Origin of the sequence: Stenotrophomonas tumulicola (assembly GCF_014117215.1) — a bacterium.
Lineage (GTDB): Bacteria > Pseudomonadota > Gammaproteobacteria > Xanthomonadales > Xanthomonadaceae > Stenotrophomonas > Stenotrophomonas tumulicola.
In genome coordinates, this window is record NZ_JACGXS010000007.1 from 22618 (window position 1) to 35449 (window position 12832).

Here is a 12832-nt window from a genome sequence, read left to right on the forward strand (position 1 = left end):
GTGATCAAGAAGCAGAACCTCCGCATCAACGTACTCGCCGCTGCCGTGCTGTCGATGACCGCCGGCATGGGCATGGCGCAGGCCGCAGACTTCAAAGTCAGCGCGCCACAGAAATCCACCACTGCCCAGCAGCAGGGCGTGGACCGCATCATCGTGAAGTACCACGCCGGCACGGCCGCAGCGAGGGACAGTTCGGCCAAACTGTCGGTGGTCAATTCCGCCTTTGCCCGCGCGTCGCTGTCTGGCGTCACTGCAAACGCCAACGCACGCGTTGCCGCGTTCAGCCCGCAGGTCGTACGCAGGCTGGGTGTCGGCGCCGACCTGGTCCACTTGAAGTCGCGCCTGGGCGCTGCGGACCTGGCCAAGGTGCTGGCCGAACTGAAGGCAGATCCGTCGGTGCAGTACGCCGAAGCGGACGTCAAGCTGCAGCGCGTCGACCTGCGTCCGCGCGAAGTGTCGCCGCAGCTGGTGCCTGACGACCCGTACTACGCGCAGTACCAGTGGCACCTGAGCAGTGCCACCGGCGGCATCAACGCGCCGGCTGCCTGGGATGTCGCCCAGGGCGAAGGCGTGGTGGTGGCGGTGCTGGATACCGGCATCCTGCCCGAGCATCCGGATTTCTCCGGCAACCTGCTGGAAGGCTACGATTTCATCAGCGACGCGGAAACGTCGCGTCGCGCCACCGATGACCGCGTGCCGGGCGCGCTGGACCAGGGTGACTGGGTAGAGAACGACAACGAGTGCTATGCCGGTTCGCTGGCCGAAGACAGCTCCTGGCACGGTACCCATGTCGCCGGCACCATCGCCGAATCGACCAACAACGGTGTCGGCATGGCCGGCGTGGCGTACAAGGCACGCGTGCTGCCGGTGCGCGTGCTCGGCAAGTGCGGTGGCTACCTGTCCGATATCGCCGACGCGATCACCTGGGCATCCGGCGGCACCGTGACCGGCATTCCGGCCAACGCCAACCCGGCCGAGGTCATCAACATGAGCCTGGGCGGAGGCAGCGCCTGCGACGCGCTGTACCAGGACGCCATCGACGGTGCCGTGTCGCGCGGTACCACCGTGGTGGTGGCTGCCGGCAACTCGGCCGCCAATGCAGCCAACTTCCGCCCGGCCAGCTGCAACAACGTCGTGGCCGTTGGTGCTGCCCGCATCACCGGTGGCATCGCGTCCTATTCCAACTTCGGCGCGGTGGTGGACCTGGCCGGTCCGGGCGGTGGCGGTGGCGTGGATGGCAATCCGGGCGGCTACGTCTGGCAGGCAGGCTACGACGGCGCGACCACGCCCACCTCCGGTGCCTATACCTATATGGGCATGGCCGGCACCTCGATGGCTTCGCCACACGTGGCGGCCGTCGCGGCGCTGGTACAGGGCGCAGTGGCCGACGCCGGCAGGGATCCATTGACTCCGGCGCAGCTGGAAACGCTGCTCAAGCAGACGGCGCGCAACTTCCCGGTAACCATCCCGGCGGGCACGCCGATCGGTACCGGCATCGTCGATGCCAAGGCAGCCCTGGACGAGGCGCTGAAGGAGCCGTGCACCGAAGATTGCGGCCCGACCGCGATCCCGCTGACCAACAAGGTCGCCGTCGCCGGAATCACCGGCGCGGCAGGCAGCGAAGCGCTGTACAGCTTCGAAGCCAGCGCGGGCAAGGTGGTGAGCTTCGTCACCTATGGCGGCACCGGCAATGTGTCGATCTATGTAGGCGAAGGCAGCGAGCCGACCACCACTGCGTTCAAGGCCAAGTCCTCGCGCGCGGGCAATGCGGAAACGGTGCGCATCACTGCGCCGGTAGCCGGGACCTATTACATCAAGGTTGTCGGTGAAGCCGCATTCACCGGCGTCAGCCTGCTCGCCACGCAGTAAGTCCGCTACCTGGAAGAGGGGCCCGCCAGCACCTGCTGGCGGGCCTTTTTGTTTGGATCCGTCGCATTTTTCGCCCTTGGAGCGGCTGTGGGCAATGGCTAACTGCTACAGTCTGGACACCTGCAGACGAGGCTGTTTGTGAACGCGGTTGCTGAACCTGCCAACCTGGGCAATGCCGAAGCGCCCTTGATTGCCGCGCTGCTGGCGCGCGGGCGATTGAAGGAGACCGACCTGGGCCGTGCACGCACGCTGCATGCCGAATCCGGCGGCAGCCTGATGTCGCTGCTGGTCCGGTTGGGGCTGGTGTCCGAGCGCGACCAGGCGCAGATCAGCGCCGACGTGCTGGGCTTGCCACTGCTGGACGCACGGCAGATGCCGGAAACACCGCCGCCGTCATTGGCAGATGCGCTGCCGGTGTCGCTGCGTTTCCTCAAGCAGTTCCATGTCTGTCCCATCGCGCTGGATGAAAGCGGGCTGCTGCTGTGGCAGGCCGATGTGCATGATCCGTATCCCTGCCAGGCCATCGCATTGGCGATGGGCGTGGCGGTACATCCGCGCGTGGGCCAGCGATCGGAAATCGATGACCAGATCGAGCGTTGGTTCGGCCAGGGACGCAGTGCCATGGGGGCCATCGTCGAGACCGCCGACGGCGAGGGCGCCGCCGTGGACGATATCGAACACCTGCGCGATCTCGCTTCCGAAGCGCCGGTGATCCGGCTGGTGAACCTGGTGATCCAGCGTGCGGTGGAGCTGCGCGCCTCGGATATCCATGTCGAGCCGTTCGAGAACCGGCTGAAGGTGCGTTATCGGGTAGATGGCGTACTGGTGGAAGGCGAGAGCCCTCCGGCCAACCTGACCGCCGCGGTGATCAGCCGCATCAAGATCATGGCGCGGTTGAACATCGCCGAACGCCGGCTGCCGCAGGATGGCCGCATCATGCTGCGGGTGCAGGGCAAGGAACTTGACCTGCGGGTCAGCACGGTGCCCACCGCGCATGGCGAAAGCGTGGTGATGCGCCTGCTTGACCGCGAGACGGTGGTATTCGACTTCCACCGGCTTGGCTTCACCGATGAGTTCCTGCCCGCCTTCCGCAGGGTGCTCGAACAGCCGCACGGCATCCTGCTGGTGACCGGGCCGACCGGCTCGGGCAAGACCACCACGCTGTACACCGCGCTGAGCCAGCTCAACACCGCCGACGTCAAGATCATCACGGTCGAAGACCCGGTGGAGTACCAGATCGAAGGCATCAACCAGATCCAGGCCAAGCCGCAGATCGGGCTGGATTTCGCCAATGCCCTGCGCAGCATCGTGCGCCAGGATCCGGACATCATCATGATCGGCGAAATGCGCGACCTGGAAACCGCGCGCATCGCGATCCAGTCCGCGCTCACCGGCCACCTGGTGCTGTCCACGCTGCATACCAACAACGCAGCCGGTGGCATCACCCGCCTGCTGGACATGGGGGTGGAGGATTACCTGCTGACCTCCACCATCAACGGCATCCTGGCCCAGCGCCTGGTGCGGCGGCTGGAACCCACCCACGCAGAGCGCTACGAGGCCTCGCCCGAAGAGATCGAACGGTTCGACCTGCGCCGCCTGCAGCCGCAGGGAACCATCCACCTGTTCCGGCCGCGGCCCTCGGCGCTGTCCCCGACCGGCTACCTGGGCCGCACCACCATCGTCGAATTCCTGGTGATGGACGACGAGCTGCGCAGGGCGGTGATGCGTCGCGACGGCATGGGCGAAATCGAGCGCATCGCCCGCAGCGGTGGCATGCGCACCATGTATGAAGATGGCCTGCTGAAGGCGCTGGCCGGCCAGACCACGCTTGAAGAGGTGCTGCGCACCACCGAGGAAAGCTGAGCATGCCGGTGTACCGCTACAAGGCGTTGGACGCACACGGCGAAGTGGTGGACGGCCAGATGGAGGCGCCGAGCCAGGCCGAGCTGGTGGTCCGCCTGCAGGAGCAGGGGCATCTGCCGATGGACACCCGGCTGGCCAGCGAGGGCGGCCTGGACGGCAGCCGGTGGCGCAACCTGTTCAAGCCGCGGCCCTTCCAGGGCGCGGCGCTGCTGCAGTTCACCCAGCAGCTGTCCACCCTGCTGGGTGCGGGCCAACCGCTGGATCGCGCGCTGACCATCCTGTTGAGCCTGCCTGAAGACGAACGCTCGCGGCGCGTGGTCAACGAAATCCGCGACACCGTCCGCGGTGGCGCGGCATTGTCCACCGCGTTGGAGCGCCAGCACGGATTGTTCTCGCGCCTGTACGTCAACATGGTGCGCGCAGGCGAGGCCGGCGGCAGCCTGCACGATACGCTGCAACGGCTGGCTGATTACCTCGAACGCAGCCGCGCGCTGCAGGGCAGGGTGGTCAATGCATTGATCTATCCGGCTATCCTGCTGGTGGTGGTGGGCGGCGCGCTGCTGTTCCTGCTCGGTTACGTGGTGCCGCAGTTCGCACAGATGTACGAAAGCCTCGACGTGGAGCTGCCCTGGTTCACCCAGTGGGTGCTGCAGGTTGGCTTGCTGGTACGCGATGGCTGGATCTTCTTCATCGTGGTGCCGGCGGTGCTGGCATGGTTGCTGGAACGCAAGGCGCGGCAACCCGCTTTCCGCCTGGCGCTGGATGGCTGGCTGCTGCGGCGCAAGGGTATTGGAACCCTGCTGGGCAAGCTGGAAGCGGCACGCCTGGCGCGCACCCTGGGTACGCTGCTGCGCAATGGCGTGCCCTTGCTGGCGGCACTGGGCATTGCCCGCAACGTGCTGGGCAACCGTGCGCTGGCCGCCGACGTGGATGCCGCCAGCGAGGAAGTCAAGAACGGCAATGGGCTGTCGGCGGCGCTCGGGCGCGGCAAGCGTTTCCCGCGGTTGGCCCTGCAGATGATCCAGGTCGGCGAAGAATCCGGCGCCTTGGATGGCATGCTGATGAAAACGGCGGATACCTTCGAGCAGGAAACCGCGCGCAGCATCGACCGGTTGCTGTCGGCGATGGTACCGGCGATCACGCTGGTGCTGGCGTCGGTGGTCGGCCTGGTGATCATCGCCGTGCTGGTGCCGATGTATGACCTCACCAATGCCATCGGTTGACGATGCCCATCCCCTCCATGCTTTTCCAGACACAGGAACGCTGCTGATGAAACGACGTGCCATTCCCCGCATTTCCTCGCCGCGCCGGCAGTCCGGCATGAGCCTGCTGGAAATCATCATCGTCATCGTGTTGATCGGCGCCGTGCTCACCCTGGTCGCCAGCCGCGTACTGGGCGGTGCCGACCGCGGCAAGGCCAACATCGCCAAGGCCCAGGTGCAGACCGTGGCCAGCAAGGTCGACACCTACCGGCTCGATACCAATCGCCTGCCGTCGAAGCTGGACGAACTCGTTACCCAGCCGGCAGGTGTCAATGGCTGGATGGGTCCCTATGCCAAGGCGTCGGACCTCAATGATCCATGGGGCCGTCCGCTGGAGTATCGTGCGCCGGGCGAAAACCAGGATTACGAGCTGGTCAGCCTGGGCAAGGACGGCAAGGCCGGCGGCACCAGCTTCGATGCGGACATCCGCTACGAGCAGTGACAGCGACCGGCCTGGCCATGACCCTGCGTGGTGCGCGTCGGCAGGACATGCGCGGCATGTCCCTGCTGGAGATGCTGCTGGTCATCGCGCTGATCGCCGCGGTGGGGCTGCTCACGGCCGGAATGTTCTCGCGCGGGATGGGGGGGATGCAGTTGCGCAACGCCGGCAAGGACATGGCCAACCAGTTGCGACAGACGCGTGCCGAAGCCATCGCGCGCGGCACGCCGCAACGTTTCGTCATTACCCCGCGTGAGCGCCACTGGCAAAGCGCGCCAGGACGACAGGGAACGCTGCCCGACGCGTTGCAGGTCGAATTTGAAGGGGCGTCGCAGCTGCAGCACGACGCTGGCGAGGGCGTGATCGAATTCCATCCCGATGGCGGCGCCAGCGGCGGACGCATCGTGCTCAAGCGCGGTGATGCGCGCTGGCGCATCGACGTGGGCTGGCTGACCGGTGAAGTGACCTCACGGCCGGAGCGCGCGCCATGACGCACGCCGTTGCGCGACCCAGGGCCCGTTCCGGTCCCCCACGGCGGCATGCACATGGCTTCACGCTGTTGGAGGTGCTGGTTGCCTTCGCCCTGCTGGCACTGTCCTTGACCCTGCTGCTGGGCACGCTGTCGGGTGCGGCACGGCAGGTCGGCCAGGCCGACCTGCGTTCACGTGCAGTGCTGCACGCGCAGTCGTTGCTGGCGGGTGCCGGCGTGCAGGCGCCACTGCAGGAAGGCCGCCAACTGGGGCAATGGGAAAACAACCGCTACCAGTGGTCGTTGCAGGTGCGGCCGTACGTGGAGCCGCGTGCCGGAAATGCCGCCAGCGACATCGCGGCCGGCCCGCGGCTGGTGGAACTGGAACTGCAGGTGCGCTGGGCACAGCAGCGCGGTGGCCAACTGACCTGGCGCACCCTGCGCCTGCTTCCGCCGGTGCTGGAGAGCGCTCCATGAGGCGCACCGTACGCGGCTTCACCCTGATCGAAGTGTTGCTGGCCACGGCGTTGCTGGCCGGTGGCCTCGCGCTGGCGTTCGTCACGGTGCGTTCGGCGATGACCATCAGCCAGCGTGGCGAGGCCATCGCAGCCGACAATGAGCGCATGCGCGCGGTGCAGGGCCTGCTGCGGCGCCAGCTGGCGCAGGCACTGCGCAGCCCGATCGACCCCCTGGACCCCGCGCGCGAACCCCTGTACTTCGTCGGCGAAGCCCAGCGGCTGCGCTTTGTCTCCGAGCTTCCCGGTTACCTGGGGCGCGGAGGCAGCTACGTGCACGACCTGCAGGTGGTGCGTGGCACGCGGGGCGTGCGCCTGCAGCTGGGCCTGGTGATGGTGCAGGACGGTGAGCAGATCGCCGAAACGCCCGCGCGCGCGCCGGAACTGCTGGCCGACGACCTGCGCCGGGTGACATTGCGCTATCGCGGGCGTGATGCGGCCAGTGGGCAGCTCACCGAGTGGGAGCCGGTCTGGGCCGATACCCGTCATCCGCCATTGCTGGTGTCCATCCAGGTCGACCCATTGCAGGGAACCCCCTGGCCTGAGTTGCTGGTAGCGCTGGAGAATGCCAGCCAGGGGAGCAGCCGATGAGCGCGTGCGGCAACCGCAACCCACGCGGCGCGGCCCTGGTGCTGGTGCTGTGGCTGGTGGCGCTGCTGACCGCGCTGGTCGGTGCATTCGCACTGTCCGCGCGCATCGAGCACCTGCAGCAGCGGGTGCAGGACGATACCGGCCGCGCCCAGGAAATCGGGCGTGCCGGGGTGGCGTACGCGATGTCGCGCCTGCGTGCGGACCCCTTGCGGCCACCCTGGCAGCCTGATGGCCGGCTGTACCGTTGGAGCTTCGACGGCGCGCGGGTGGACATCCGTGTCGAGGATGAGAGCGGGAAGATCAACATCAACCTGGCTGACCTGCAACTGCTGCAGGCGTTCCTGCAGGCGCTGGACGTGCCGGCGGAACAGGCCGCGCACCTGGCCGGGGCGATTGTCGACTGGCGCGATGCCGACGACCTGAGCCCGCCCGGGGGCGGTGCCGAGGCCCCGGACTATGTCGCCGCAGGCCTGCCCTATGGGCCGCGCAATGCGCGTTTTGACACGTTGGGCGAACTGCAGCGCGTGTTGGGCATGACGCCGGCGCTGTATCGGAAGATGCGGCCGATGCTGAGCCTTTATGGGCGCCAGGCACGCCCGGATCCCCGATTCGCCAAGGGCCCGGTGCTGACGGCGCTGGGCCTGGATGCCGCGCTGATGCTGGCCCAGCGCGAGCAGCAACAGCAGGGGGCTGGTGGAATGTCGGATACGCCGGCCCTTGCCAGCGGCAGTGGCACCTATAGTATCGAGTGCCGCGTAACGGATCAGCGCGGACGGGTCGCGGTCAGCCGCGCGGTGGCACGCAACAGTCGCAGCGTCGCCACGGGGCAGGCATACACAGTGCTTCAATGGGAGCAGGGAATGGCGTCGCAATGACTGCATGGCAGGACGGTTTCAGGCAGGTGGCAGGCCAGGTTGCGCCGCGCGCCGGCCATTTCCTGCGCTGGTGGCGCGGGTCGCTGCTGGCGTGGTTGCCGTTGCGCTGGCAGTGGGCGCTTGGCTGGGCGCCCGCGCGCCTGTTGCTGCAGGTCAAGGGTGACGTGCTGCTGTTGACCCGTGAAGTGGGGTCGCAGCGTATCGAGGCGGGGCGCCTGCCCTGGCCCTGCGAAGCGACGGCGTTGTCGCAGGTACTCGAGCCGCGCGTGCACCGGTTGCCGCGGTTCTGGCTGATCGCCGCCGACCAGGTGCTGCGGCGTACGTTGCGGCTGCCGTCCACGGCGGCCGAACGCCTGCACGATGTCATGGCCTACGAGATCGACCGGCAGACGCCCTTCACCGCCGAGCAGGTCAGCTTCGATGTCCGTCCGCTGGGCCTGGTGTCGCCAGAACAGCTGGAAGCGGAGCTGGTGGTCCTGCCGCGGGTGCGCCTGGAACAATGGCAACAGTCCGTCGGCAGCTGGGCCGATGCCGTGGGCGGCATCGATGTCCTCGGCGAGGATGGCAGTCCGCTGCAGGTCAACCTGATGCCCATGGCGCAGCGCCAGCGCACGGGTAACCCGCAACTGCGCGTGGAACTGCTGTTGGCATGTGCGGCGGTGGTGATGCTGCTGCTGGCGGGCAGCCAGCTGCTGGACAACCGTGAACAGGCTGCCGACGCACTGCGCGGCGACGTAGAGCGCAGCGCCCGTAATGCCCGTGGCGTCGCTGACGAGCGCGCGCAACTGCAGGCGCTGGTGGACGGCGCGGCCTTCCTGGACCAGCAACGTGCGCAGCGTCCGGCCATGTTGTCCTTGTGGAACGAACTCAGCCGGCTGCTACCCGACGGCACTTACCTGGAAAAGATGGGCGTGGAAGGCAACCAGCTGCAGCTGATCGGCCTGAGCCGCGAAGCCAACCAGCTCGTCCCGTTGCTGCAGGGCTCGGCCTTGTGGCAGCGGGTGAACCTGACCGGCGTGCTGCAGGCAGACGGCAGTGCCGGTGGACGTGATCGCTTCACCCTGACCGCCGAGCTGCGCCCTGTCGCCGCAGTTGCCACGGTGCCTGCGAAGGAGGCGGCCGATGCCGATGCCACCCACCGCCCGTGACCGTTGGCTGGCCCTGGCATTGCTGTTGGCCGTGCTGGGGCTGGGTTACCTGTTGCTGGTGCATCCCTGGTTCACCGTGCCCTGGCGTGCGATCGACCAGGAAATCGTGGCACTGCAGGAGCGCCAGCAGCGCGTCCAGGCACAATTGGACCAGCAGCCACAGGTCGAGGCACGCCTGCGCGAGGTGCGCGACAGCCTGCGGCAGCGTCCCGGCTTCCTGGCCGAAGCCACCGCAGAGGGCGCGGCGGCTGCACTCGGCGCGCGCGTGCAGGATGCCGTGCTGTCGGCCAGCCCCGGCAACCAGGCATGCGTGGTCAGCAACCGCACGCCGATGCCCGACAACCGTAGCGATGCCACGCGTGTGCGGGTGGCGATGCAGGTAAGGTTGCGCTGTGGCGTGGAGGAAATGGCCAACGTGCTGCATACGCTGGAGACCGGTACGCCCCGATTGTTCGTGGAGAACCTCAACATCCTCGCGCAGCGTTTCCAGCAATCCCCGGATGAGGCGGGAACCGGGTTGGACGTATCCTTCGAACTGGTGGGCTACCTGCAACCCACGACGGGTGTGAACCCCCTGCCGGCGCGCCCTGCGGAAGAGGCGGCAGCGCCACCGCCACCGGCCGCCGATGAAGGGGAGCCGGTGCCGGCGGGCTCGCCGGACGATGCGGCTACCGTTGGTCCGTCCAGTGACGCGGTGCCGGAAGAGGGGGGCATTGCCGATGCGGATTGATCGGTTCAGCCTGCGTGGGTGGATACTGCTGGGCCTGGCCATGGTGGCCGCGCTGTCCTGGTTGGCCGCGTTGTCGGGGCTGGGACGACAGATCAGTGCACGCGCCGATGTCGTCGCCGCCCATCCCCCGTTGCCCACGCTTGGACCACTGGCGGATGATCCGATGACCGTGCCGGCCAGCCATGCGGCCATCAGCGAACGCCCTGTGTTCGCCGAAGACCGGCGCCCGCATCCGTTCCGGCTGGGGGGACCGGCAGCATCCAACACCGGATCGTTGCGCCTGACCGGCGTGCTGTTGGCCGGCGATTTCGGCATGGCCACCCTGACCAGCGAACAGAATCGTTCGTTGCGCCTGCGCCTGGGCGGTGACGCGGTGGAAGGCTGGCAGTTGCTGGCGCTGGAACCGCGGCGGGCGACGGTGCTGGGTCCCGAGGGGGCACAGGTGCTGGAGCTGAGCGTCTTTGATGGACAGGGAGGGGAGGCACCGACCCAACTGCATGACCCACGCTCCGGCAATGGCGCCGCGCCTCCGGTATTGCCACCTCCGCCCGTGCCACGGCCTGCGCAGCCGGCGCGAGGCGCCGCCGCTGAAACGACAGCTCCCCCCGTGCCGGCACAAGGGGTCCCGGCAGCGTCGGAGCAGCCGTCGAACCAGGGGCCCAGTGAAGAACAGATGCGTGCGATCCGCGAGCGCATCCGCGCCCGTCGCGAACAACTGCAACAGCAACAGCAACAACGCCAGCCGACGCCGCCCCCCGGCGGCGGCGCCAACCCTTAGAGTGAAAGCATGAACCTGCGTTTCCTTTCCTGCTCGTTCGCCCTGGCCCTGCTGGTCGGCTGCAGCACCGCGCCGACGCCGGACGTACGCCGCAATGCGCGCCTGGATACCGGCGTGGACGTTCCGGTGGCTGTCGCTGGCGATGACGACCAGTCGGGTCCCAAGGCGGTGATACGTCGCGGCACCGGCACGGTGATCAACCGCAGTGCCGCCGCGTCGCCGGCACCGTCGCTGTCGCAGGCCAGCAGCGGTGATGCCACGTTCAACTTCGAAGGCGAATCCGTGCATGCGGTGGTCAAGGCCATCCTGGGCGACATGCTGGGCCAGAATTACGTCATCGCCCCGGGCGTGCAGGGCACGGTGACCCTGGCCACGCCCAAGCCGGTGTCCGGGGCACAGGCGCTGAACCTGCTGGAAATGGTGCTGGGCTGGAACAATGCACGCATGGTGTACAGCGGTGGCCGCTACAACATCGTGGCTGCCGACCAGGCGCTGGCCGGCACCGTCGCGCCGAGCACCGCGCCTGCTGCCAGCGCGCGCGGCTTCGAGGTCCGCGTGGTGCCGTTGCAGTACATCTCCGCCACCGAAATGAAGAAGGTGCTGGAGCCCTACGCGCGGCCCAACGCCATCGTCAACGTCGACAGCGGCCGCAACGTGATCACCCTGGGCGGCACGCGGAGCGAACTGGAGAACTACCTTCGCACCGTCGAAATCTTCGACGTCGACTGGCTGTCCGGAATGTCGGTCGGCGTGTTCCCCATCTCCTCGGGCAAGGCCGAACAGGTCGCGGCGGACCTGGAGAAGATCTTCGGCGAAGAGAGCAAGACGCCCAGCGCCGGCATGCTGCGCTTCCTGCCGCTGGAGAACGCCAACGCGGTGCTGGTGATCACTCCGCAGGCGCGTTACCTGGACCAGATCCAGCAGTGGCTGGACCGCATCGACACGGCAGGCGGTGCCCCGCGCCTGTTTTCCTACGAGCTGCGCTACATCAAGGCGCGCGACCTGGCGGAGCGGCTGGCCGAAACCTTCGGCAGTGGCGATGGCCGGGGGAGCCGTGGTGGCGACAGCACCTCGCTGGCGCCAGGCGGGTCCTCGTCGCTGCTGGACAGCAGCGGCAACGACCGTGGCCAGGACAGCATGGATTCCTTCAGCGGAACCGGCAGCTCGACCGGTGGCACCAGCGGGCAGGGCGGCATGAGCCTGCCGCAGCGCCAGTCCGGCAACGTGAGTGTCAACCTGGAGGTGGAGGGCGACAAAGTCGGGGTTTCCGCCGTGGAGGAAACCAACGCGCTGCTGGTGCGCGCCACGCCGCAGGCATGGCGTTCCATCCGCGAGGTGGTGGAAAAGCTGGACGTGATGCCGATGCAGGTGCACATCGAGGCGCAGGTCGCCGAAGTCTCGCTGCAGGGCGAACTCAGCTATGGCGTGAACTGGTACTTCGAGAACGCCGTGCAGGGGGCGTCCTATACCGGAGCGGTGGGCGGGGCCACCCTGCCCAACGCTGCCGGGCGTGATGTATGGGGCACCTACGCCGGTTCGATCACCGGCAGCAGTGGGCTGGGTTGGACGTTCCTTGGCCGCAATGCCGCCGCCGTGGTCAGCGCACTGGACAAAGTGACCGACCTGCGCCTGCTGCAGACGCCATCCATCTTCGTGCGCAACAACGCCGAAGCCACGCTCAACGTCGGCGACAAGGTGCCGATCAACACCACCACCGTCAATACCGGCGTTGGTACCAGCAGCTACAGCCAGGTCCAGTACATCGACACCGGCGTGATCCTGAAAGTCCGCCCGCGGGTCACCCGTGACGGCACCGTCTTCATGGACATCGTGCAGGAAGTCAGCAGCGCCGAAGACGTCGCCCGCGACTGCAATCCGCAGGAAAGCAACTGCAATCCGCGCATCTCCACCCGCAAGCTGTCCACCGAGGCGGCCGTGCAGAGCGGGGACACCATCATGCTGGCCGGCCTGATCACCGACAGCGGCACCGATGGCCACAGCGGCATCCCGGGCCTGAGCCGCATTCCCGTGCTGGGTGCGCTGTTCGGCAGCAAGACCCGCAACAGCCGGCGTTCGGAGGTGATCGTCCTGCTCACCCCGACCATCGTCCGCAATGGCCAGGAGTCGCGCCAGCTGACCGACGAGTACAGCCGTCGCTTCCGCGCGATGGAGCCGATCGACGGCGCTGGCAAGAAGTAGCGCACGGCAAAGGCAGTCGCATCCAGGCTGCCTGGCTTGCTAGGCTTGGGGAAACACGGCCGAGGCAACCGCCCGCCGTGCATCCACCAGCGGA

The 12832-nt window shown here is 67.6% G+C and carries 12 protein-coding genes; all 12 read left to right on the forward strand.

The genetic code is table 11. The features are described from left to right. Positions 1–1869 (forward strand): S8 family serine peptidase, encoded by a 1869-nt coding sequence (locus tag H4O11_RS13375; protein ID WP_182339931.1) that lies wholly within the window; start codon positions 1–3, stop codon positions 1867–1869. Between the two features lie 138 nt (positions 1870–2007). Next, positions 2008–3732, forward strand: coding sequence for a type II secretion system ATPase GspE (gspE, locus tag H4O11_RS13380; protein ID WP_182339932.1), 1725 nt, complete (start codon positions 2008–2010; stop codon positions 3730–3732). Between the two features lie 2 nt (positions 3733–3734). Beyond that, a complete protein-coding gene (gene xpsF, locus H4O11_RS13385) occupies positions 3735–4955 on the forward strand; it encodes a type II secretion system protein XpsF (protein WP_182339933.1) in 1221 nt (406 codons plus the stop codon). Positions 4956–5001: 46 nt separating this feature from the next. After that, the gene (gene gspG / locus H4O11_RS13390; protein WP_246333492.1) at positions 5002–5436 is read left to right on the forward strand and encodes a type II secretion system major pseudopilin GspG; all 435 of its coding nucleotides are present in this window, start codon (positions 5002–5004) and stop codon (positions 5434–5436) included. Positions 5437–5453: 17 nt separating this feature from the next. Further along, a complete protein-coding gene (xpsH, locus tag H4O11_RS13395) occupies positions 5454–5924 on the forward strand; it encodes a type II secretion system protein XpsH (RefSeq protein ID WP_182340070.1) in 471 nt (156 codons plus the stop codon). Continuing rightward, positions 5921–6379, forward strand: a complete 459-nt coding sequence (xpsI, locus tag H4O11_RS13400; RefSeq protein WP_182339934.1) for a type II secretion system protein XpsI — start codon at positions 5921–5923, stop codon at positions 6377–6379. The genes xpsH and xpsI overlap by 4 nt, the downstream gene beginning before the upstream one ends. After that, entirely contained in the window at positions 6376–7008 is a 633-nt protein-coding gene (locus H4O11_RS13405; protein WP_182339935.1) for a prepilin-type N-terminal cleavage/methylation domain-containing protein, read from the forward strand. Before xpsI ends, H4O11_RS13405 begins: the two co-directional genes overlap by 4 nt. Next, positions 7005–7883: a type II secretion system minor pseudopilin gene (locus tag H4O11_RS13410; protein ID WP_182339936.1), complete on the forward strand. Its 879-nt coding sequence runs from the start codon at positions 7005–7007 to the stop codon at positions 7881–7883. Before H4O11_RS13405 ends, H4O11_RS13410 begins: the two co-directional genes overlap by 4 nt. Next, positions 7880–9031 carry a PilN domain-containing protein gene (locus H4O11_RS13415; protein ID WP_182339937.1) on the forward strand — a complete coding sequence of 384 codons (1152 nt, stop codon included), beginning with the start codon at positions 7880–7882 and terminating at the stop codon, positions 9029–9031. Before H4O11_RS13410 ends, H4O11_RS13415 begins: the two co-directional genes overlap by 4 nt. Continuing rightward, the gene (gene gspM, locus H4O11_RS13420; protein ID WP_182339938.1) at positions 9006–9761 is read left to right on the forward strand and encodes a type II secretion system protein GspM; all 756 of its coding nucleotides are present in this window, start codon (positions 9006–9008) and stop codon (positions 9759–9761) included. The genes H4O11_RS13415 and gspM overlap by 26 nt, the downstream gene beginning before the upstream one ends. Continuing rightward, positions 9751–10539 (forward strand): general secretion pathway protein GspN, encoded by a 789-nt coding sequence (locus tag H4O11_RS13425; RefSeq protein ID WP_182339939.1) that lies wholly within the window; start codon positions 9751–9753, stop codon positions 10537–10539. Before gspM ends, H4O11_RS13425 begins: the two co-directional genes overlap by 11 nt. A 9-nt stretch (positions 10540–10548) precedes the next feature. After that, positions 10549–12738, forward strand: a complete 2190-nt coding sequence (gspD, locus tag H4O11_RS13430; protein WP_182339940.1) for a type II secretion system secretin GspD — start codon at positions 10549–10551, stop codon at positions 12736–12738. Positions 12739–12832 lie beyond the last annotated feature (94 nt).